Source organism: uncultured Psychromonas sp. (genome assembly GCF_947489755.1).
GTDB lineage: Bacteria > Pseudomonadota > Gammaproteobacteria > Enterobacterales > Psychromonadaceae > Psychromonas.
Genome location: NZ_CANLFB010000015.1, coordinates 19,112 through 43,306, shown reverse-complemented (window position 1 = coordinate 43,306; position 24,195 = coordinate 19,112). Strand labels below are relative to the sequence as shown.

At 36.9% G+C, this 24,195-nt stretch carries 16 protein-coding genes; 12 read left to right on the top strand and 4 right to left on the bottom strand.

Going from position 1 to position 24,195, the window contains the following annotated elements; genetic code table 11:
* Positions 1 to 30: 30 nt before the first annotated feature.
* The 4 genes from Q0794_RS10045 to Q0794_RS10030 all read left to right on the top strand — a co-directional run bounded on the left by Q0794_RS10045 (position 31) and on the right by Q0794_RS10030 (position 7,474).
* Positions 31 to 1,113 (top strand): porin, encoded by a 1,083-nt coding sequence (locus Q0794_RS10045; protein ID WP_298941585.1) that lies wholly within the window; start codon positions 31 to 33, stop codon positions 1,111 to 1,113.
* Positions 1,114 to 1,156: 43 nt separating this feature from the next.
* Positions 1,157 to 4,297, top strand: coding sequence for an ExeM/NucH family extracellular endonuclease (locus Q0794_RS10040; RefSeq protein ID WP_298941584.1), 3,141 nt, complete (start codon positions 1,157 to 1,159; stop codon positions 4,295 to 4,297).
* A gap of 124 nt (positions 4,298 to 4,421) precedes the next feature.
* Positions 4,422 to 6,383: an endonuclease gene (locus Q0794_RS10035; RefSeq protein ID WP_298941583.1), complete on the top strand. Its 1,962-nt coding sequence runs from the start codon at positions 4,422 to 4,424 to the stop codon at positions 6,381 to 6,383.
* A 257-nt stretch (positions 6,384 to 6,640) separates the two neighbouring features.
* On the top strand, positions 6,641 to 7,474 hold the full coding sequence (locus tag Q0794_RS10030; RefSeq protein WP_298941582.1) for a 5'-nucleotidase, lipoprotein e(P4) family: 834 nt from the start codon (positions 6,641 to 6,643) through the stop codon (positions 7,472 to 7,474).
* 228 nt (positions 7,475 to 7,702) lie between these two features.
* Here the strand turns inward: Q0794_RS10030 and hflX are convergent, their stop codons facing one another.
* Entirely contained in the window at positions 7,703 to 9,064 is a 1,362-nt protein-coding gene (gene hflX / locus Q0794_RS10025; protein WP_298941581.1) for a GTPase HflX, read from the bottom strand.
* Between the two features lie 199 nt (positions 9,065 to 9,263).
* The gene (locus tag Q0794_RS10020; protein ID WP_298941580.1) at positions 9,264 to 10,844 is read right to left on the bottom strand and encodes a BCCT family transporter; all 1,581 of its coding nucleotides are present in this window, start codon (positions 10,842 to 10,844) and stop codon (positions 9,264 to 9,266) included.
* Between the two features lie 309 nt (positions 10,845 to 11,153).
* Between Q0794_RS10020 and Q0794_RS10015 the strand changes: the two genes are divergently transcribed.
* Positions 11,154 to 12,449, top strand: a complete 1,296-nt coding sequence (locus Q0794_RS10015; protein WP_298941579.1) for a hypothetical protein — start codon at positions 11,154 to 11,156, stop codon at positions 12,447 to 12,449.
* Positions 12,450 to 12,674: 225 nt separating this feature from the next.
* Here Q0794_RS10015 and Q0794_RS10010 read toward each other — a convergent pair whose 3' ends face one another.
* A complete protein-coding gene (locus tag Q0794_RS10010) occupies positions 12,675 to 13,649 on the bottom strand; it encodes a polysaccharide lyase family 7 protein (protein WP_298941578.1) in 975 nt (324 codons plus the stop codon).
* Positions 13,650 to 14,308: 659 nt separating this feature from the next.
* Between Q0794_RS10010 and Q0794_RS10005 the strand changes: the two genes are divergently transcribed.
* The 4 genes from Q0794_RS10005 (at position 14,309) to Q0794_RS09990 (ending at position 19,147) form a co-directional block, all read left to right on the top strand.
* The gene (locus Q0794_RS10005; protein WP_298941577.1) at positions 14,309 to 15,265 is read left to right on the top strand and encodes a TRAP transporter substrate-binding protein; all 957 of its coding nucleotides are present in this window, start codon (positions 14,309 to 14,311) and stop codon (positions 15,263 to 15,265) included.
* Positions 15,266 to 15,332: 67 nt separating this feature from the next.
* The gene (locus tag Q0794_RS10000; protein ID WP_298941576.1) at positions 15,333 to 15,812 is read left to right on the top strand and encodes a TRAP transporter small permease; all 480 of its coding nucleotides are present in this window, start codon (positions 15,333 to 15,335) and stop codon (positions 15,810 to 15,812) included.
* A gap of 20 nt (positions 15,813 to 15,832) precedes the next feature.
* Positions 15,833 to 17,140 (top strand): TRAP transporter large permease, encoded by a 1,308-nt coding sequence (locus tag Q0794_RS09995; RefSeq protein ID WP_298941575.1) that lies wholly within the window; start codon positions 15,833 to 15,835, stop codon positions 17,138 to 17,140.
* Positions 17,141 to 17,482: 342 nt separating this feature from the next.
* On the top strand, positions 17,483 to 19,147 hold the full coding sequence (locus Q0794_RS09990) for a methyl-accepting chemotaxis protein (protein ID WP_298941574.1): 1,665 nt from the start codon (positions 17,483 to 17,485) through the stop codon (positions 19,145 to 19,147).
* 67 nt (positions 19,148 to 19,214) lie between these two features.
* On the opposite strand, the gene Q0794_RS09985 is transcribed toward Q0794_RS09990, so the two are convergent.
* Positions 19,215 to 20,594, bottom strand: a complete 1,380-nt coding sequence (locus Q0794_RS09985) for an ATP-binding cassette domain-containing protein (RefSeq protein WP_298941573.1) — start codon at positions 20,592 to 20,594, stop codon at positions 19,215 to 19,217.
* Positions 20,595 to 20,863: 269 nt separating this feature from the next.
* Between Q0794_RS09985 and Q0794_RS09980 the strand changes: the two genes are divergently transcribed.
* From Q0794_RS09980 to Q0794_RS09970, 3 genes are all read left to right on the top strand, one after another.
* A complete protein-coding gene (locus Q0794_RS09980) occupies positions 20,864 to 21,868 on the top strand; it encodes an ABC transporter substrate-binding protein (protein WP_298941572.1) in 1,005 nt (334 codons plus the stop codon).
* Positions 21,869 to 22,012: 144 nt separating this feature from the next.
* Positions 22,013 to 22,903: a proline/glycine betaine ABC transporter permease gene (locus Q0794_RS09975; RefSeq protein ID WP_298941571.1), complete on the top strand. Its 891-nt coding sequence runs from the start codon at positions 22,013 to 22,015 to the stop codon at positions 22,901 to 22,903.
* Between the two features lies 1 nt (position 22,904).
* Positions 22,905 to 24,143 (top strand): glycine betaine/L-proline ABC transporter ATP-binding protein, encoded by a 1,239-nt coding sequence (locus Q0794_RS09970; protein WP_298941570.1) that lies wholly within the window; start codon positions 22,905 to 22,907, stop codon positions 24,141 to 24,143.
* Positions 24,144 to 24,195 lie beyond the last annotated feature (52 nt).

Here is a 24,195-nt window from a genome sequence, read left to right as displayed (position 1 = left end):
TGTAAATGACATTCAATTAAGGATTATAAAATGTTAAAAAAATCAACGTTATGCATCGCATTATCAACCATTCTCGCGGGTGCATCGGCACAAGCCGCAACCATCTATGAAAAAGAAAATGGCGACAACTTGAAAGTTTATGGTGAAGTCGGTGTTGGTGGACATATCGGTGCCGATTATGAATATGGTGAATTTTATACCGATGAAAAGTCATACATCGATGACAGTTTTGCAACACTAGGCCTTAAAGGTGAATACGAAGATGTTTATTACCGATTAGAGCTTGATTATGAGCGCGAAAATTGGGCATACGGTTCAGGTGATATGGTGTTAACGATCGACAAAGTGTTTGTCGGTTATAAGTTCTATAAGGGCCATGCCATCGAAGTTGGTCTAACCGACACTGCATTAGATGATTACGATAAGTACGGTGATTTTACGTTCGATACAACCGTTGAAACAGGTGAAGCTGGCGACCAAGAAAATACGATTAAATATGAAGGTTCTTTATCTAATTTTAAAATGGGCGTTTCTTATTCCTATGAAGGTGAAAGCTCATCTGGTTCTGAATTAGGTGACATTATCAATGGTTATGTCGGTTACTTCAGTGATTATGTTGATGTGGTGATTGGTGCTGAAAAACGCAGTGGGTCAGAAGGGGTTTCTAAGTATGGAGAGCAAACCCTTTTTGCCTTAGGTGTTCGTGCTTATATTACGGATGATCTGGCGATTGGTTTGAATGGTTATATTGAAAATGAAGATATTGCCCAAGAGTCTGCGCTTACTGACATCAGTGCTGATTACAATACTTATACTTATAGTTACAACGATTACCAAACACTTAAAAATCAAGGTGCCTTAATTTCAGCTAGTTATACATTAAATGAAAAAGTTGAGTTTACTGGTTCTTTAAATTACGAAGAATATGAAGCTTGGGACATTAACAGCGAATATGGCGTTTCACCTGATGAGGAATACTCGTGGGGTAAAGAACGAACTTGGGGCACGTTAGGCATTAATTTCAAACCGACCAGCTCTGTTATTTTTGCATTGGAAGGCAACTTTGGTGAAGCAGCACAAGATGCTTACGCATACGCTCGTGTGTATTTCTAATTCGCTAGAAAATCTAAAAAAAAGAAAATTGAAGGATCAAATTATGAACAAGCATTTAAATAGAAGCATTTTAGCATTAGCGATAAGTGGTATTTTATCGAGCCATGCTAGCGCAGCAATAACCGACATCATCATCAGTGAATATTTAGAAGGTTCAGGTGATAATAAAGCGATTGAATTAACAAATACAGGTTCAAGTAGCTACACTTTCCCAAGTAATATCGAACTACAATATAGCTCTTATAGTAACCAAGTTCGCAACCCTGCTGGTGACAGTGTACTTGAAGGCGTGACTATTCCTGCTAATTCAACATTAGTTATTTATAACAGCGCATCAGATGCGGCTTTATCTGAAGCCATTGCGAGTAGTGCAACAACCGTTGTAGCGGCAAGTTATGACGAACAATCATACAATAGTTTAAGTTTTAATGGTGATGATAAAGTCGTTCTTATTGATACAGATACGAGTACTACCTACGATATTATCGGCACCGATGGGACTTATTGGGGATCGGGTCAAACATTACGTCGTCGATACGGCGAAGGAAGTTCAACACCGGTTCAATCATCGTCTTACAAAGCAGCAGATTGGGAAGATTTTGGTGAAGATGTTTACGATGACTTAGGCACAGCAACTTACTCTGAATATCAAGAAGTTGTCGCTTCTACTTGTTCGTTGGATACACAAACTACCATTGCAGAAGTACAGGGTTCAGGTACCTCATCTCCATTGATCACCAGTGGTTATACCACGGCAGAATCTTATAATATTACCGGTATTGTAACGGCTGTAACGACTTACCCTGAAAAAGGGTTTTACATGCAAGATGTCACTCCAGATGGTGATGAACTGACCTCTGATGGTATTTTTGTTAGCACTGCTAATGCAAGTGATGACATGATCGGTACGACTGTTTGTGTAACAAGTACGGTCACGGAATCTTATAATTTAACGCAGCTTGAAACCGACGAGTGGGATACTGTTGATGAGACATCATCGGTACCTGCAGCAACGGATATCGAAATGATCGCTGCTGATGGTGATTCATTTAATGCAACATTAGAGCGTTATGAAGGTATGTTAGTTAATTTACCTGAAGATATTGATGTCAATACTAGTGGCAATCAAGATATGCGTGTGTCTAAAACATTCGGGTTTAATTACGATACATACCGTAATGATATGAGCCTATCTTTCCAACGTCCAAACCTAAATCCAACACAAGATAATGTGCCTGGGAGTGATGACGCTTTAGCGGCTGTTGCTGAAAATAATGACTATCGTTTAGTGGTTGAAAGTAGTACAAGCGCTCCTGATGGAGAAATTCCTTACTATTCAACGTTCAGTTCAGATCCCGCTAATAACTATATCCGTGTTAACGATAGTGTTATCGGAATGGAAGGGGTGATCACCTATAGCTACAGTAACTTTAATCTCGTGGTTACGAATGAGTTATACAGCAGTAATTTTGTACATAATACAGATAGAAGTTCATCACCAGATTTAAGCACAACTACTGAAGATGGGCATTTTGCTATTAAAGTCGGTACGCAAAATGTTTTAAATTTGTTTAACTCGCCATACGGCGGTGATGCTAATTCATACGGCGATAACCGTGGTGCAGATGACGAAGCTGAATACCAAAAACAATTAGCTAAATTAGTCTCTGCAATTACAGGTCTAGACGCGGATATTGTCGGCTTAATGGAAATTGAAAATAACGGCTTTGGTAATGATAGTGCTATTCAAGCACTTGTTGATGCGATTAATGATGGATATTACGATGAAGATCCTAAAGATGAAGATAGCGCGGTATCTATCAGTAACCGTTATGTTTTTGTTGGATATGATTCGAATAACGACTTAGTACTAGACGAATCTGACTCTTTAGGTTCAGATGCTATCACCACAGGATTATTATACCGTCCATCTAAAGTTAGCATTGAAAGCATGAGCGTTATTTCTATGCCAGAACAGCATGCACCGGTTGTGGTGAATAGTGCGAATACTGTCATGAAAGATAGCACTGGTGCGGCGCTTGAAAGTGGTGATAACTACCAACGTGAAACAATCGCGGCTACCTTTAAAGTTAACAATACAGGTAAAACATTAACGGTTGCAGTGAATCACTTTAAATCTAAAGGTTCAACTTGTTGGGAAGAGTGGGATGGTGTTGATTTTGGTGATGAAAGCACATGGTCTGACGATGCACCTGATGAAGATTTGCAAGGCGCTTGTGAAAACCTTCGTGTTGCCGCTGCTGTTCAGCTTGGTGAAGAGTTAGAAGACCTAGGTGGTGATCGCGTTATTGTTGGTGATTTAAACTCTTACGGTAAAGAAGATCCAATATTAGTACTAACTGAGAATACAACGGGTAAAACGATTACTACTGCTCGTGATACGTTCATCGGTGATAAACCACAGTTTACGGTTTCTGGTGCCGCTCAAGAAGTCACTAAAACCTATGGTTACATCAATACTATTCCTTTAAAAGATGCTGAAAAAGGCCAATCAAGTTGGAGTTACTCTTACAACGATGAAATTGGTTCTCTTGATCATATTTTAATTAGCTCTTCACTTGAAACACGTTTAATCGATGCAGTTGATTGGCATATTAATGCACCTGAGGCTTCTTTATTCGATTACAACACCGAGTATAAAGGCGATGATTATGAGAATTTCTATGTTGATGATGAATATCGTTCATCAGATCATGATTCAGCGATTGTGTCATTAAGCTACGAGTACGGAGAAGTGGGCGAAGGTGAGCCAGTTTATCTTACGATTAGTAGTAGTGCTGTAGATGTACCTTATGTACTTGAAGAAGGGGCTTTAGTTGGCGATGTTGCACAAATCCAACTGTCTTCATCAACCGATATGAGTGAGGTGGTTCTTCCTAATGTCACCATTACAGAAGATAACCAATCATTGGTTGAAATTGAAGTTTATGGTCTAGAAGCAGGCTCTTACACTGCAAAAATGACATTAACTCGTGATGCTGAAGTGATGTCTGAGTTTACAAAAACAATGTCATTTGAAGCGGCTTCTAAAGACTCAACAACTGCAAGTATTGCCCCTGTTGAAGAATACGATGGCTCTGGCGGTGGTGGTTCATTTGGGTTATTTGGCCTAATTTCACTACTAGGCTTAGGTTTCTTGCGTCGTTATAAAGCGCAGAAATAATTACTTTCGAATCTAGCTATCATAACAACAGCACTCACATTCACTAAATGTATATTAGCGTGAGAGTTGTTGTTTTTATGATGATTAACCATGAATAATTAAATGGAATTTAAAGAGAGATACAATGGATAATAAATTAAAAAAAACAGCGCTGTGTTTATTGGTATTAGGAAGCCTTACTGCCTGTAATAGTAGTGATGATAACTCAACGGTTACTAGTAATGATTATATTACGGCAATTCAAGCTGCTGAGGAAGTTGAAGAAGTAGTAGAAAGTACAGAAGAAGAAACAGTCGAAGGTAATGAATCAACAGTTACAGCAAGTAACTTATTACTGAATGGTGACTTTGAAAGCTGGACTGATGGCGTCCCAGACGGTTGGACAACCATTGAAACGGGGATTAGCGTATTACAAAGTGTTGATGTCTATCATTCAGAGTCAAGTTCTGCTGCTGTTTCTGTTAACACTGATGTACAAGGTGATACTGATTTCCGTCAATCAATTGATGTAACTGCTGGAGCCACTTACCTGTTTAGTACTTGGATATATCATACGGAAGGGATGGTGAGCGCTCGTCTTTATGTGGATGGTTATCAAGGTTACTCTGATGCAGATTTAGTAAATCAATGGCAAGAAGTGACTTATAGCTACACTGCTGATGAAGATAAAAGTATTGAAGTCGGATTACGTTTTTATGATCAAACGGGTTTTGATGGTGAAGAAATTGTCTATGTCGATAACTTTTCATTCTCATCTGATGACCAAACAACAACGGATGACACTGTAGAAGAAACTGTTGATGAAGTGGTTGAAGATGAAGTAGTAGAAGAGCCAACTGACGAATATGTTGCAGACGATTCTGATGAAAATTTACTAGTGAATGGTGATTTTGAAAGTTGGTCAGCATCATTACCTTCTGATTGGACGACTATCGACGGTGACATTACTGTCTCACAAAATACGTCTATTTATAATGAAGGGACATCTTCTGCAGAAGTATCAGTTAACAGTGGTTCACAAGGTGATACTGATATTCGCCAATCGATTGATGTGATTGAAGGCACAACGTATACCTTTTCAACGTGGGTTTACCACACAGAAGGTTTAATAAAAGCACGTTTATATATCGGTGCTGAATATGCAACGTACTCTGATAATACTGTATTAAATGCATGGCAAGAGGTGACTTACAGTTACACAGCAGCGGCTAGTGAGAGTATCGAAGCGGGCATTCGTTTTTATGATCAAACTGGGTATGTTGATCCTGAAATTGTCTATATTGATGATTTTTCAGTAAGCTCAGACAGCAGTTCTGACACAAGTGCATACTATGCAAGTGCTGCGGATTTAACAGGCTTAGAACTAAAAACCGCTCTCTACAATATTGTTAAAGATCATACGACTAAAACATACAGTAACCTATGGGACTTTATGGGAACCAATTCATTAGATGTTTACTATGAAAATGATGGTTCTATTTTAGATATGTATTCTGAAAATCCATCAAGTTCAGATACTTATAATTATACGCCAGTGACTGATCAGTGTGGTAATTATTCTGGTGAAGGGAGTTGTTACAACCGTGAACATTCTTTTCCAAAAAGTTGGTTTGATGACCAGTATCCTATGTATACAGATATCCATCATCTTTTCGCAACAGATGGTTATGTGAATGGTAAACGTAGTAATTACCCTTATGGTATTGTTGGTACAAGTACGTTCGTTTCAGATAATGGCAGTAAAGTGGGATCTGCAAGTAGTGATTTAGGTTACTCTGGTACTGTATTTGAACCGATTGATGAGTTTAAAGGTGATTTCGCACGTGCTTACTTTTACATGGCGACACGCTATGAAGACATCATTTCGACATGGGAAGTTAACTCTGATTCAGCTGCCGCAGTGTTAGATAGCAGTTCTGATTATGTGTTTGAAGAATGGGTTATTACTATGTTGAAAAGCTGGAATGAAAATGATCCAGTAAGTCAAAAAGAGTTAGATCGTAATGAAGCGGCTTATGAGTTCCAAGGAAATCGTAATCCATTTATCGACCACCCTGAGTATGTTAACGAAATTTGGGCTGACTAATTATATTATTAGCCTAGGTTCATTATAAGATTGAAAATCATTATAAAAACATTACTTTTTTACGATAACTTGGAAAAAGGTAATGTTTATTCTAGTTAATAAATCAATAATGAACATCAATATGAATCTATTTAATGCTGTGAGTATCGTACAAAATCACTTTATTACTCAATAAATATCAAGAAGTAGAGATATAACGTGCTAATATTTAAAGGTTATCTCTTATTTCTATAAATCAAACTACCTCGGAGAAAAAAATGAAGCATCTTTCTAAAAGCCTATTAGGTCTTGCAATGGTTGTTGCATTCACCTCGACATCTTTTGCTGCTGATAAACCATTTACTGCTCAGGACTTAAATGATGAGTCAGTATTAGCGCTTTCATGGGTACAAAATTCAGCTGAATTTACTGCACTTTCTTATCAAGCATTTAACCTTGCTAAATTAAGATGGGACATGGATAAGCAAGAAGGCAAAAAAGCGATTGTTGTTGATGTGGATGAAACTATCATTGATAACAGCCCATATAACGGTGGTCTAATCGGTAAAGATTACGGTTACAGCGGTGATACATGGAAAGCTTGGAGTGAAGATAAAAGTGCAACTGCATTACCTGGTGCCGTCGATTTTTTGAATCATGTTGTTGAAACTGGTGGTGATGTTTTTTATGTGACTAACCGAAAATCAATGCCAGAAAAAAACATGGATTTAAAACAATCAACCATGGAAAACTTAAAAGCACTAGGCTTTCCACAGATTGATGAGAAGCACATGATGCTTAGAACTGGCACATCAAAAAAACAAGAACGACGTGATACTGTGACAGGAATGGGTTACAAAATTGTTTTGTTAATGGGTGATAACCTAGCTGACTTTGATGTTGCATTTGATGGAGATACATTGGAAGGCAGAGCTAAAGCAGTTGAAATGCATAAATCGAATTTTGGGAATAAGTTCATCGTATTACCGAATCCAATTTACGGCGCATGGGAAGCTGCAGTTTACGGTGGCGGTGCATGGTATAAAAAATCGGCGCAAGAAAAATCTGAAATTAGAAAGAGCACATTAAGAAAATTTGAATTTGAAAAATAAAGTATTCATTGTTCGTTTTTAATTTTTAGTTTTTAGTTTTTAGTTTTTAGTTTTTAGTTTTTAGTTTTTAGTTATTAATGATTAATTGTTAATGACTTATCGAACAATGCTTTAGTTGAAAATGAAATAAAAGGCCTAATGTAAAATATTAGGCCTTTTGACTTTTAACGATTGAGTGTTTTTTAGACTGTCGTTATGCACTCCAAGGTTGAACCTTGAACCTGTTTTTTAAAAAGAAGAGGTTAGTAGCATCTTATGTAATCGCTCTAAGGCAATTGGGCTCGCCTTTAAAGTTAATAGCACACCATCCTCTTTATATTGCTCATCGATAACCTGCATTTTACTGTGTATTTCACCCATGATTCCGCTCGCAGTATAGGGAATATTGAAACAAGCTGAGCACATTTTTTTCTCTAAAAATACTTGGATTTGCTGGTGGACCATCGCCACATCATTTTTATCTCGCGTGCTTATTTGTAGTGCGTCCGGGTATTGCGCTAATAATGTTAATTGTTGTTCTTCAGTTAGGCGGTCCACTTTATTCAATATTAATAATTTATTATTGAAGTCCACATTGAGCTCACCTAATACTTGATCAACGACAGCCAGTTGAGAAACAAAGTTTGGATCTGAAGCATCAACAACATAGAGTAACAAAGACGCTTCTTTTGCTTCTTCTAACGTAGAGTGGAACGAGGCCACTAAATCATGTGGTAGTTTTTTAATAAAACCAACGGTATCAGAAATCAAAATACGCGGTTGAGTAGCAGGTTGTAAAGTGCGAACAGTGGTATCTAATGTGGCAAATAGTTTGTCTTCAACTAGTACATCAGAGTCTGTTAGGGCGCGCATTAAAGAAGACTTACCTGCGTTGGTGTAACCGACTAATGCAACACATAATTGCTCAATACGACCACTACGTCGACCTTGCATCTCTTTTTGTAGTTTTGTGATTTCTTTCTTTATATCGGCAATTTTATCACGAATGCGACGTCGATTAATTTCAAAAGCCGTTTCACCTATCCAGCGACCTTTTTGACGTTCTCTATCTCCGCTGTTTTCATCGCGTACTCTGGGTGTTAAGTAATTAAGGCGAGCAATTTCTACTTGTAATTTTGCTGTGCGAGTACGTGCATGTTTACTGAATATTTCGATAATAATACGTGTTCGGTCGTAAACTTCTACGCCTAATGCTGCTTGTACATTATGCAGTTGATTGGGGCTTAATTCACAGTCAAAAACCACTACGTTAGCTTGTTCTTTAATATCTGATGAGGCAATTAAGTTATTTAATTCATCTTGGTCAAAGTCAACTGACTCAAATTCCGTTGCTCTGTCATCTTGCTCTGGTAGTTCATCATCATTGGTGAGTGCGGCCAACTCTTCTAGTTTCCCTGAGCCTAATACAGATAACTGTTTAGTTGATCGTTGACGTTGTGTTTTACTACCGACAACTGAAAATCCTAAGGTATTCACTAGACGGCCTAATTCCGATAATGATTCATCTACTGCTTGTTGAGTCACATTAGGTGTGCGGATAGAAATTAATAGGGCGCGGGTCGTTGTGTCTTCTGTCGTTGCGATTGACATGGAATGCTCATTACTTGAGGAGTTATAGCGCCCATCTTACGCTGTTGTGGTGTGCTTATATACCAATTTCAAAATACCTTTGATGGGGAAGCTAATGGGTTATTTATTTATGCGGGAGGGCTAAAACAAGAAAGCACTATCAAAACTAAGTTTGATAGTGCTTATTATACGTCAACGAAAAATTTAAACGAGTGTAGTGCTACTTATATAAATGACGTTCAGAGTTTAATCCTTTGATTAAGCTCACACACATGATTAACAATACGAATGTAAACGGTAGGGCGGTTGTTACAACACCAGACTGTAAAGCTTGTAAGGCTTCTTTACCGCCAATCCATAACATCACAGCGGCGACTGCACCTTCCATTGTTGCCCAAAAAATACGTTGTGGAACAGGAGCATCAATTTTACCGCCAGCAGTAATACTATCAATTACCAATGAACCAGAATCAGATGAAGTCACAAAGAAGACCATGATCAATACAATGGAAAGAATTGATAATACGTCGCCATATGGCATTGAGTCATATACGTGGAATAACGTAAGCGATATATCAGTTAATCCATTAGCGCCTAATTCACCGACTTTATTAACCACTTGATCGATAGCAATACCACCAAAAACCGCCATCCAAATCAAGGTCATAAAAGTAGGAATAAATATCACACAAAACAAGAATTGACGAACAGTACGCCCTTTAGAAATTCGCGCAATAAACATGCCTACAAATGGTGCCCAAGAAATCCACCAAGCCCAATAGAATACAGTCCAACCATGCATCCAGACGGTATCATCACGACCATGAGGATTACTTAATGGGATAATATTTTCTACATAAGCCATAAATGTTTCTGGAATCGATACAACCACCACATCAAAACCAACGTAAACAACAAATACTAATAGCGCAAATGCAAATAACATATTGATGTTACTCAATACTTTTACGCCACCATCAATGCCTCGAATAATGGATAAAATAGCAATGAAAGTAACAAATGCTATCACTGCAAATTGCATTCCGATGCCACCATCGGTACCAAACACATGGTTAATACCACTTGTTGCTTGTTGTGCTCCTAAGCCAAGTGATGTTGCTAAACCAAATAAAGTCGCCAGTACCGCTAGAATATCAACAATATGACCTAACCAACCCCAAGCTCTATCCCCAAAAATAGGGTAGAACACAGAACGAATCGATAATGGTAACCCTTTATTGTAAGCAAAAAATGAAAGTGAAAGTGCAACAATGGCATAAATAGCCCAACCATGAATACCCCAATGGAAAATGGTGGTCCCTAGCGCAAGTGATTTAGCTTCTGCCGTATAAGGTTCTACATTAAAGGGAGTTCCCCACCAGTCTGTAAAATAAGCTGTTGGCTCAGCCACGCCCCAAAAAAGAAGACCGATGCCCATACCGGCAGCAAATAACATACCTAACCATGATATTGTGGTGTATTCGGATTTTGCTTCTTTACCACCAATTCTAATTTTCCCTAATGGTGTCAGCATCAACACGACAGCAAAGATCAAGAAAAAGTTGGTTGACCACATAAACAGCAAATCAAACTGTTCCATAATGCCATTTTTAAGTGCATTAAGAGTTTCTTTGGCTGTAATAGGTTCGACATAGAGTGTCGTGAGAATGAAGAGTAATATTAGGCCTGCACTGGTACCAAATACAGGGTTATGTATATCAAAACCCCATTTTTGAAGGTTGTCTTGGCCCACTTGGTAGTCAGTAGTTTCAATACTGTATTTATTTTGTTGATTATCCATAATATTTCTAATGTATGCCTTTAAAAAAGCGGTTAATTTAAAAGTAAAACAACATTAAATGACATGTGCTATTTCTGTACATTATAATCAAGCTGAATGACTTCTTGTTTTAAAACACAAATTGTTACATTGCGCTTCAGTATAAGATTATATAACTTAATTTTTAAGTTATATAATCTTTATAGTCTATTTATTAATATGTCAGTTTAATCAATAGTATTCAATATCGCACACTTATTCGTATAAAAACCGTCATATAAGCGATCAATTATACTAATGAATTTCACCTAGATAGGAATCACAACCATTATGATTAGATTAATACTTAAAATAATGGGGGCACTTGTTTGTATTACACTCATTATAGTTGGTCTATTGCAAATTGATGATAAGCAGGTTCCTGAGTTAACTCAGTTAATGGAACAAGTAAAGAGACCAAATGATAGCAAAGCATATTTATATTTGATGGGAATGGACGCAGCCAAAGGTGTCGACCCGTTGGCTGCTGGTGCGCTTGCTTTGCAACAAAATAATATAAAGCGTAAAAACGATGGCATTAGAGCGCTAATAGTAGAGCCGCAGGCGACTAAGGATGTATTAGCGATACCCGATGATGATTTATTATGTTCGTATTCTGAAGATAGTTGTTTCTCTTATATTTTTAATAATCTCAATGTGATTGAAGATCTATTAAACAAGCATAAAATTTTGACCGAACGATATCGCGTTTATGCTAATTATCACGATTACCACACCTTGAGCGAACCACACATAACAGAAGAAATACCGCCATATTTTGTATTATCAAAGGCCGTACAGTTAACTAATTTGTCGTTACTCCTTAAAGCATCAAAGGGTGATGTTGATGAAGCCATTAATTTGATTTATCAATTACAAAGTCAACTTAGACAACAGCTTTCACAACAAGATAGGTTGATTGGAAAATTAATTTATTTAAAGCTTATATCGGATAACCTCGATCTTCTTTCCGTTATTTCTAACCAATATAATTATAAATTACCCAATAAAATTAAATTATTGAGCCTTCAAGAAAAAAGCCTACGTGCTAGTTTTGTGCGTGAAATACAAATAATGTCACACCTTTATGAAGAACTCGATGGTGCACCAGATATTTTTAGTACGGTAGGAGAGGAAGTACTTAGTGATGTACCTTCTTGGGTTACTCATATGTTATTTAAAAAGAATATGACATTGAACGAAAGTTATAAAGTCTATGCCTATTATGCGATGTTATCAGAAGCCTCTATTGAAAAAATTGAAAAAGAAATCAGTGATAAAGCATTAATGCCTTCGGTTGTTGACCATTGGATAAGGAACTCTATTGGTACTATTTTAAACCAAATCGCACAACCTGATTACTTAGGTTATATCGCCTCTTTTGGGGATATAGATAATAAAATAAAATTATTTAATGCGGGTGTTAATAATATGGACAATAAGGACATTATGAACGGAGTTCGCAGCATTTATAATCGTACTGAGCATCATTTACCGTATTTCAACGAAGATAAAACTAAATTATGTTTTGATAGTTTATTTGAAAATAACCGTTTTTATAATTGTTTACGTATCAGCATTCATTAAGAAGGTTTTATTATTGTGCCTCTAGATTTACTTGGGTGGCCAAAATCACTGTACCACTACAGGGTGGATAATCAGAGTATTGAGTCACAATGAAAGCGTTAACTCATCTATATTTAGACACCTACATTTAAACATCTAAACTTAAACATCTACACTTAAACATAGACGTTTAAGTTTATTGATATAATAAATAAAAAGGCTGGAAAACCAGCCTTTATTAACTCTCTAGTGAGTCACTTTCAAATCGTAAAATGTTGCTTGAACGTAATCTTTTGCATCACCTGTTTTGTTTTGGTTGTACACACCAGCTTTAAAGTACATGTATTGGCCACCTACATCATATTTACTGTCAGTCATGTCGACGGTTTTAGTGATGTCATTTTTACCAGGTCGCATAACCGTCACGGCTAATTCGTGACCTGTTACTTTAATGCGATAACTAAATTTCTCACCTAGTGCAATACCATCTTCTGGTTCTGCTGGTGTTGCATTTTGGTTCCAGTAATTTGGTAATGAATTCCCGATGATATCAACCCATTGTTCGTCTGCTTCACTATTTGGTTCATGTGCAAAATAAATAGAACCTTTCTGATGGTTTGGAAGTTTACGATAGTAAAGGCGCACGGGTTCATCATCATTTGCATGGATTTGACCAATGATCACTCGACCTTGTTGCCAACTTACCCCTGTTGTCGTTACGTGGTTTACTGCTAATGTTGCTTCTAGTGTACCGTCAACGCCACCTGCATTGTTTTGATCTGATGTCGGTGCTGTTGAAAATACCCAGTTATTTCCACCGACGCCTTTTGTATTGTAAGACGTATTACCACGACGGATCATTTCACGTAACTCTGAACGTGTATATTTTGTGTTTTTTGACGTTTTAGCGCCTTTGATAGGAGACTTAAAAACCATACCGCCGTCTTGCGCTAAATAAAAAAAGTTTTCGTCTGAGTAACCACCTGCTAACGCTTTTTCTTTTATTTGATCTGATTTCCCGTTGCCATCAGCATCGACAGGAACACTGATTGTCCAACCTAATAAATCAAATTGGCTTGCAGGAGAGCCTGCTTTTGCTTGAATTGATTGTGTGTTGTCAGACGCTGTATTCGCACAGCCTAATAAAGCAAAAGAACAAGCTAATGCCGCTAGTTTGAACACTTTATTATTTGCAGTAGCAAATGTGCTTTTATTTAACATGAATTTACCTATAAGTTATTGTTAGTCACAAAATGATATCACTACCAATATGAAACCTTACTTGCTTTAAGTCGATATGATGACTACGTAGCAGTTCAGCGAAATTTGACATGAATTAATTCGGATGTACGTCACATAATGTAAAATATTTTATTAAATAGTTTACATTTAGCTTCATGTTTGAATCTCTAACTCGTCGATAATGTGTGTATACCTCTCTCCATTTTTTAATTTATTGTCATACATATTGATACTTTTAATTTTAGTTTTTATTAAACTCGTTTTTTTATTATTTTTTTGTAATAAAGGAGATTATGAGAGTCAATGAAGTGAATCGTCTTGTTTAAAAGTTGTGATGTTGTCCTCTCTGGGCTAGTAGACATTTGCTGGTCCATTTTTATTATGTTCAATTAATTAAATGATAGCTTCTTCATCATAACTTCAATTAAAAGTGATAAAGGTCTGATTTTTATATTAGCAAACGTGAGCAACGTCATACTCGAATATTTTGTTATTGTAATACTTAAGGCAGTTTGTAAGATGCCCGTGTTGTTACAGATCATCGAACAGTTTTTACTCAGTATTGCAATCGCTGTTGTCGCTATTAACGATTAAATCAATTGTTGAAAAATAGATATTTTAATAAGGAAATAAAAATCATGAAAAAGATATTAATACCTTTACTTACTACATTACTTCTCACACCAAGCGTGTATGCAAAAACGTTGAATCTTGGTCATGCTATGTCATTAGAAAGTGCAGCTCACCAAGGTATGGTGATCATGGCTGATAAAGTGAAAGAGAAGTCTAACGGTGATCTAACTATCCGCATTTTCCCAAATGGGCAACTTGGTTCTGAACGTGACCAAGCTGAGCAAGTGGTTACTGGAGCCATTGATATGGCTAAAATCAACGGTGGTTTAGCAGAATCTTTCGAACCTACATTTAAAGTGAATGCATTACCTTTCTTGTTCCGTGATGTTGCACACATGAGAAAATTCATGAAAAGTGAAGTCGCAGAAGAAATGTTAGGGTCAAGTAAAGGTAAAGGTTTTATCGGTCTTACTTTTTATGATTCAGGTACACGTAGCTTCTATGCTAAAAAAGCAATTAAATCACCAGCAGATCTAGCGGGAATGAAAGTACGTGTTCCTGGTTCTCCAACAATGATGGAAATGGTTAACTTATTAGGTGGTAAAGCGACGCCAGTTCCATTTAATGAGGTTTACACCGCTTTACAACAAGGTGTAATTGACGGTGCAGAAAATAACATTTCTAGCTTAGTTGAAATGAAACACAGTGAAGTAGCTAAATTTTACTCTATGGATCAGCATTTAATGACACCTGATGTAATTATCATTTCAGAAAATGCATTTAATTCATTAACACCAGAAGAGCAAAAAATATTAAAAGAAGCGGCTGCTGAATCTCTTGATGAGCAAATCAAAATCTGGGACGCAACAGATAATATGAATAAAGAGAAAGGTATTAAAGCTGGCGTAACATTTGTTGAAGTGGATAAAGGCCCATTCCGCGAAGCCGTTAAACCAATGATTGATGCCGCTAAACAAGATCCTAAATTAGCACCATACATTGAGAAAATTGAAGCACTTTAATTAGTCTTAGTAAAAACATAATTTTGCCTTGGCTTTGCTGGGGCAAAATTTTTTGAGGTATCACCACATGTTAACTTCTTTTAGAAACCTACTTGATAAGTCGATTCTATTTATTTCTTCCTTTGCATTAATGTTGTTGGTAGCCACCGTCACTTGGCAAGTTTTTAGTCGCTATGTGTTGAATGACCCAAGCAGTTGGACCGATGAACTTGCTCGCTATACGATGGTGTGGCTTGGGTTATTAGGCGCTAGTTATTTATTTGGTATTAAAGGGCACTTAGCGATAACGTTATTGGATAGTTACCTTAAGGGAAAAGCACATATCGCATTACAAATTCTTATCAACGGGATTTCTTTCGCATTTGTTTCTTTAGCCATGCTTAAAGGCGGACTTGCATTAATGGGAAGAACCACACAGCAATTATCACCCGCCTTGCAATTACCGATGTCTACTGTTTATTCAATATTACCTATTTCAGCCGTTATTATTCTCATTTATTTGGCATTAAATACGCTTGAACTTTTTTGTAAATCGAACAAAAAATAAATTTTAAAAGGATTTATATTATGGACTTGTCCATTGGTGTTTGGCTGCTAGGCCTATTTTTATTCATGATTGCGATAAGCATGCCGATTGCTATTGCTATTGCAATGTCATCTTTGACTATTATGTATTTCATTTTACCGTTTGATGTCGCCAGTATTACTGCAGGTCAAAAAATCATTACGGGTATTGATAGTTTCAGTTTATTAGCGATTCCTTTCTTTATTCTCGCTGGGAATATAATGAATGTGGGTGGTATTGCTGGTCGACTTATCAACCTTGCAAAACTCATGGTAGGTTGGATCCCTGGTTCACTTTTACACGTTAACATCTTCGCTAATATGATGTTTGGTGCGGTTTCTGGCTCAGCTGTTGCTGCCGCTGCCGCGGTTGGTAAAACGTTAGGTCCAGAACTCGAAAAAGAAGGTTATGATAAAAACTTAGCGACGGCAGTAAATGTTGCTTCATGTCCTGCTGGTCTTCTGATTCCACCAAGTAACTCATTAATCGTATTTTCAGTTGTATCTGGTGGTACCTCTGTTGCTGCACTCTTTATTGCAGGCTATGTTCCAGGTATTTTAATGGGATTAAGCTGTATGGTTGTTGCTTATTTTATTTCTAAAAAGAAAGGCTATACAACAAGTGCGAACAGTGGGTATACAGTTAAAGATGTATTAAGAATTGTTTGGCAAGCAACGCCAAGTTTAGGGCTTATTTTTGTTGTTATTGGCGGTATTATTGGTGGTGTATTCACTGCAACAGAGGGGGCTTGTATAGCAGTTCTTTACTCTTTTATGCTGTCACTCTGTTACCGAACACTTAAATGGTCACACTTTTCAATCATCTGTAAAGAAACAACACAGATCACTGGGATTATGTTGTTCTTGATTGGTGCATCTACCATTATGTCTTGGGCGATGGCGTTCACAGGGCTGCCAACCATGATCAGTGATTGGATGTTATCTATCTCTGATAACCCAATTATTATCTTCATTTTAATGAATATAATTTTATTGATCGTTGGTATGTTTATGGATTTAACACCAGCAGTATTAATCTTTACGCCTATCTTTATGCCAATTGCCACTCAACTAGGTATGGATCCAATCCACTTTGCAATGATGATTATATTCAATCTTTGTATCGGGATAGCAACACCTCCTGTAGGGACGGCGTTGTTTGTTGGTTGTAGTGTGAGTGGTTCTAAGATAGAAAATGTAATTAGGAGTATTATGCCGTTCTGTGCCGTACTGATAGTTACTTTGTTGTTAATCACCTTTATTCCTGAAATAAGTTTATTTCTACCTCGATTCTTCGGCTTAATCCCATAGTCTTTTAAACTAAAAAGATTTATTTCTAGCAAAGTCTGACTTCTAACAAAAGCTAACCATTTATGGTTAGCTTTTTTGTGTTTTTTAAAAAGTAACTGCTAGAATGTAAATCGCTTACTTATCAATAGTGGTATGGTTTTTAAATTTTTAATTACCTTAAACCTTATGTTTATTAAAGTAATGAGCTTATAAATTTAAAACGCTATCCGACCTGTTAATTTTATCAATATAATTAACTTTTTAATTTCTTTGCTAACTAAGACGCCATAATCGAATTAAGTAAATATACTTAGTAGATTGCAATGCTATCAATCCAACCTGTATTAAAAGATTAGGATATACATGAATAAATTAAATCTACTTCAGAAGTTATTATTACTCACCTTATTACCGCTTATCGTTATCTTAATTTTATTGTCATCTATCTCTTATAGTTTGGAAAAAGAAGGGCTTACTAATAACATTGCTGAGTTTCGTCACGCTTTACTTAAAGAGCGTAAGCGTGAATTAAAAGAAGTCACTGAAGTGGCAGCTGGTATTGTTGCTTACCAAATGTCTTTACCTAATCAAGGTAATATAGAAGAAGCTTTACGTGATATTCGTTTTGGTACAGCAGGGTATTTCTATATTTATGACACAAGTGGGAAAAATATCTTTCATGCGATCAAACCTGAATTACAAGGAAAAGACTTAATAAATTTAAAAGATACCAAAGGCAATAAAATTATTGAAGGTTTACTTGATACGGCACAAAAAGGTGATGGTATTTATTCCTTTTATTTTCAAAAGCCAGGTTCTTCTACCCAATTTGAAAAGCTAGGTTATGCAACCATGATCCCTAATACCAATTGGATGCTTGGTACTGGCGCTTATATTGATGATATTGAAGAGTCGATTAATCAGTATTCTGCTTCAGTAACAAAAAGTTTCAATGAAAAAATATGGTTAATTGTTTCTATTTCAATTGCATTAATTATTCTCACTACCATTATTATTTTCTTCGTTGCAGCAAGAATGGTTAAACCTATTAAACGTATGGCTGATAATTTAAATGATATTGCACAAGGTGAAGGAGATTTAACACAACGACTTGATATACATGGTCACGATGAAATCTCACAGTTAGGAAAATCGTTTAATCTATTTGTTGATAAATTAAGAAACATAATTGCTGATATTAGTACCGCAACAACGGGAATTAATAAAGCTGGTGTCGATATGAATCATCAAAGTACAGAGATAGCTTCACAACTGCATCATCATAATGATCAAACAGATCAAGTTGTCTCAGCGGTAACTGAAATGTCGTCTACTGCGAGTGAAGTCGCAAGTAATACAAATCAAGTAGCAGAGGCTACACAAGCTGTATCAATAGATGTGAAGCATGCACAAGAATGTGTTGAAACATCATTGACCGAAGTCTCTGCATTAGTGGAAGAGATTAACGGTGCAGTAACAAGCATGAGTGCGTTAAGTGAACAGTCTCAAAAAATTAACCAAGTATTGACCGTGATTGGCGCTATTGCTGATCAAACTAACTTATTAGCTTTAAATGCTGCGATTGAAGCGGCACGAGCTGGTGAGCAGGGCAGAGGTTTTGCAGTTGTTGCTGATGAAGTAAGAAGCTTAGCAAGTCGTACTCAAAAAAGTACACTTGAAATCAATGAAATGCTTGAGGAGTTGCATCGTTTAGTTGGATTGTCAGTGAATGCGATGTCGTTGAGTCAAGAGCGAAGTGTTCGTTCAGTTGATTCATCAAAAACGATTTCACAAAGTCTGCACTCGGTGACCGAATCTATTACTTCAATTAATGACATGAGTACACAAATAGCGACTGCGACGACAGAGCAAAGCTCTGTGACAGAAGAGATAACACGTAATGTTTATGAGATTCAAAATATTGTTAACTCATTAACGTCAAGTAGTATTGAAGCTGAAAAAATTGCCAGTGATGTGCTTTCTGAAGGCGGTAAATTAGAAGGGCTTGTGGGTCAGTTTAAAATATAAAAGTTAAAATGATAATTTAAATTAAGAGTACATCTCTGAGAAAACCAGTGATGTACTCTTACTAATATTAAAGCTTAATATGTTGCTTAAATATCGATAAAAATTCATCTTTACGATGGCTTACTAGCAACATGGTACTATGCTTCTGGCTAGCTAAGTGCTCTAAAAAGTTAAGCACTCGATGCCTGTTTAGTTCATCTAATCCCTGTGTTGGTTCATCTAAGATTAACAAATAAGGTGACTTAACTAATGCTCTTGCTATTAATGCTAAGCGTTGCTCTCCATAACTTAAACTTTGAAATGCGCTTTTTTGTTGTTTAAGTAATCCTATTTTATCTAACCATTGGCGTGCTATTTTAATATGGTACGGACTCGGTTGTTGATACATACCGATAGAATCATAAAAGCCTGAAACTACGACAGTTAACAAGTCACTGCTCACCCTATATTGACGATGCAATTCTGAGCTAACAATACCCATATGTTCTTTAACTTGCCAAATGGTTTCCCCTGAGCCTCTTTGATAACCCAATACATTAATATCATTGCTATAACATTGAGGGCAATCCCCGGTAATTAATTGCATTAAGGTTGATTTGCCGCTGCCATTTGGCCCTGTTATTAAAGTGTGTTGTAACGGTTTGATTTCCACATCTAGGTTTTCAAACACGTTCACACCGTTATAGTGAACAGTCCCTTTGTTTAACTTAACTAAATAAGGATGCGCGAAATCAGATAGCTCATGCATATTTTCAGGCCAGTCTGTTTCATCGGGCACAGGGCTTAATAAAGCATCTAATTGTTTTTTTGTTTCCGCGTCTTCTAATTGACCGATAACATCAAATCGACCACGCTCAATAAAGGCAATGTTATTACACCACTCCGGAATGTCTTGTCGATTACTGAGCATTAATAAAATGCTAACACCATTTTTAGACAGGCGTTCTAATGCAATGGAAAGCGCCTCACAGGAAGCAACATCTAAACTATCGAAAGGGTTATCACAGACTAAAAGCTCAATACCGCTAAAGATGGCTTCTAGGATCAGTAGTTTACGGCTTTCACCGGTACTAAGTTGTAAGTAACCGGTATCCATACGATGGCTTAAACCAAATTCACTGATCAGTGGATCATTCCATCTATTTTGAGGCAGAAAGTCTTTTGCTTTGGTTGCTGCTTCATTCACCTCAACATAGTCAGGTGCTTCCGCATCTAAGGCTCTTTCATAGGTTTTTTGTTGTGCCTCAAAAGAAATCATGCCTACTTTTTCTTTGTCAGGTAAAGTTAATTGTTTAAATTGAGTTGGGTTAAAACTGCCTGTTAATAGTTGGTCTAAATATTGTTTACCAGAACCATTTCGTCCCAAAACGCACCAGCTTTCATTTTCACGTAATTGCCAGTGATTAATTGTTAAGTTGTCATGTTCTAAATTTATAATATTTATCATTAGATTGGCCAGATTGATGATCGAGAAAGTACTTTATTCTGTCATAAGTATCTGTAATAAATAAGTGATAAGAGTCAATTTTAGTATTTATTTAATGGCGAAAATTGATATTAATACGAAGTATATTTAGTGCTAGTGGCGAATGCGCTAGTTAGTGTTTTTAAGACCATGTTTTCGCTTGATTTCATATAGGTAGCTATTTAGTGTAATATATAAACGTTTTAACTAAATGATTCATAATAAATTTAACAATTAATAAGGATATTAATATGCGTAAGATTATTTCGTCTTCTATTCTATTAGCATGTGCTGCTTTTACAATGCCAGCTGTTGCAAGTGAATGTGGCAAAGTCACCATTGCAGATATGAACTGGGCTTCTGCAACCGTTATTGCCAATGTTGACCGTTTTATCATTGAACACGGCTTTGATTGTGATGCCGAATTAGTCCCTGGCGATACGATGCCAACAGGCGCTGCAATGATTGAAAAAGGTCAGCCTGATATTGCGCCTGAGTTCTGGAGTAACGCGATGCGTGAAGCATTGGATAAGGGTGTTGCTGAAGGTCGTATCCGTTATGCAGGTACGACATTAACTGATGGTGGTGAAGAAGGTTTTTGGGTACCAGCTTACATGGTTGAGAAAGATCCTACCTTAGCGACTATTGCTGGTATTAAAGCCAATGCAAAATTATTTAAACACCCTGAAGATCCAGCTAAGTCTGCATTTATGGGCTGTCCTGCAGGCTGGAACTGTCAAATATCAACTAGCCAACTATTCAACGCATTAGATTTAGAAGCATCTGGTTTTGAATTGTTAGATCCAGGTTCTGGTGCTGGTTTATCAGGCTCAATTGCTAAAGCTTATGAACGTGAAGAGGCTTGGTTTGGATATTACTGGGCGCCAACATCTGTCTTAGGTAAATATAAGATGGTTAAAGTTGATTTTGGATCAGGCATTGATAAAGATGAATTTGTTAACTGTACCACTCAAATTGATTGTTTAGCGCCTAAAGTTACTATGTATCCACCTTCAGCAGTTGATTCTGTGGTAACGGAAGAATTTGCTAAAAGATCGCCTGAAGTATTGGCATACTTGGCAGGTCGTTCATTTACTAATGAGCAAATGAATACGTTATTAGCTTGGAAAGAAGATGAACAAGCTGATGGCGATTATATCGTTGAGTATTTCTTAACGAACTATGAGTCAATATGGACTACATGGGTTGATGCACCAACAGCTGAGAAAATTAAAAAAGCAGTAGCAGAATTATAATCCCACCTTATAAAGCCTAGAAATTCTAGGCTTTATCATCATTCTAGGTAAGTAAATAACTTCAACATATTAACGTTAAACGCATTATTAATTAGCTAGATATTTACCTAGGTTGGTTAAAATTTTTCAGGAGAGAAAAATAAAATGTCAGACAAGTCATGGATATCAGAAATCCCGCAACTTGATCGTAAAGAATTAAGAGATTTTAAAAAACTACTCGATGGTGCATTTCGAGACTTTTCACGCGAATACGGTGATAGTATTCAATCCTTTTTTGACCCTTTATTAAGCACCCTTATTTGGTTTGAAAAGTTATTATTAGCAATGCCTTGGTGGCTTGTTATTGCCGCATTAGCGGCTTTTGCTTATGCTGCAAGCCGCTCGTTTAAATTAACCATTTCAGTTGCAGCTGCCTTTGTCCTCATTGGTTATTTCGGTATGTGGGAGGATACAATGCGCACCATGAGTATGATCATCGTATCGACCTTATTGGCCATTATAATAGGCATGCCTATCGGTATAGCAATGGCGCGATCTAACCGAGTGCAATCTGTTGTGACGCCTATATTAGATGTGATGCAAACCATGCCCGCTTTCGTTTATTTGATTCCTGTGGTTATGTTACTGGGTATCGGTAAAGTGCCTGGTGTGATTGCCGTTATTATTTATGCTATTCCACCTGTTATTCGCTTAACGAACTTAGGTATACGCCTCGTAGATAAAGAAGTATTAGAAGCTGCAACCGCTTATGGTGCAAGCCCGATGCAACGATTATTTGGTGTGCAAATACCCTTAGCCATGCCGACGATTATGGCGGGTATTAATCAGACTATTATGATGGCATTGGCGATGGTTGTTATTGCTTCTATGATCGGTGTTAAAGGCTTAGGACAACCGGTTCTACAAGCAATTAGTAACCAATATTTCACTCAAGGTTTATTAAATGGTCTTGCGATTGTTGCGTTGGCTATTATCTTTGACCGAATTTCTCAAAGTTATGCAAAACGTACATTACAAAACTTTGGAGGTCATTAAGATGAGCTTGAATGAAAAAAAATCCCCTTTAATTAGTATTAGAAACTTATATAAAATTTTCGGAAAAAATGAAAAAAAGGTGTTAGAGCAAGTAAAAGCAGGTAAATCTAAAGAGGCTATTTTAGCTGAAACAGGTCATACAGTTGGGTTAGCCGATATTAATTTAGATATCTATCCTGGTGAAATATTTGTAATAATGGGACTGTCTGGTTCAGGCAAGTCTACATTGATTCGTCATTTTAACCGTTTAATTGACCCTACCGCTGGGGAAATTGTGGTGGATGGTGATGATGTGATGCAGTTAAATGCCAAAGATTTACAACATTTCCGCCGTCAAAAAATGGCAATGGTATTCCAACGTTTTGGTTTAATGCCACACCGTACTGTATTGCAGAATATTACTTATGGTTTACAAGTGCAGGGCGTTGCTAAAAAAGATCGTGAAGAACGCGGTATGGAATGGTTAAAAACCGTGGGTTTAGATGGGTACGCTAAACAATATCCTGGACAACTTTCGGGTGGTCAGCAGCAACGTGTTGGTTTAGCCAGAGCTTTATGTACCGATGCTGATATTCTGTTAATGGATGAAGCTTTTTCTGCTTTGGACCCTTTAATTAGAAGTGAAATGCAAGACCAATTAATTGAACTGCAAGAAAAGCTGCATAAAACAATTATATTCATTACGCATGATTTAGATGAAGCGTTACGCATTGGTGATAAAATCGCAATTCTAAGAGATGGTTTATTAATTCAGCAAGGTGCGCCTGTTGATATATTATTAAACCCAGCAGATGACTATGTTGAAGCCTTTGTTAAAGATGTTAATAGAGCACGTGCATTAACGGTTGAAACGGTAATGCAGCCACAAATGTGTCGCATCTCTAGTGAGAATATTGGTGAAGCTGTGGCGCAAATGCGTCGGTCTAAGCAAGATTACGGCTATGTTGTGAATGATGATGGCTACCAGGGAATGATCACACAAGAGACATTAGAAAATGTTGAAAAAAGTGATTATGAGAATGCGATTACTGACGAGCTTTTTGAAGACGTACCCTCGGTACAAAGTGATGCTTTATTAGAATCTGTTATTTCTGATATGCTGGATAACGAGCATCCTTTAGCCGTTTTAAATGCAGAAGGTGAACTGGAAGGGCACATATCAAGAAGTACATTATCTGATATTTTAAGTGACCAACCAACAAAAAGCGATGTTGAGGTTAAGCCGTTAGAAAAAGTGTAACAGTGATGACTAAGTAATCATTGATAAAAAACACCATCATGAAGTTCATGAT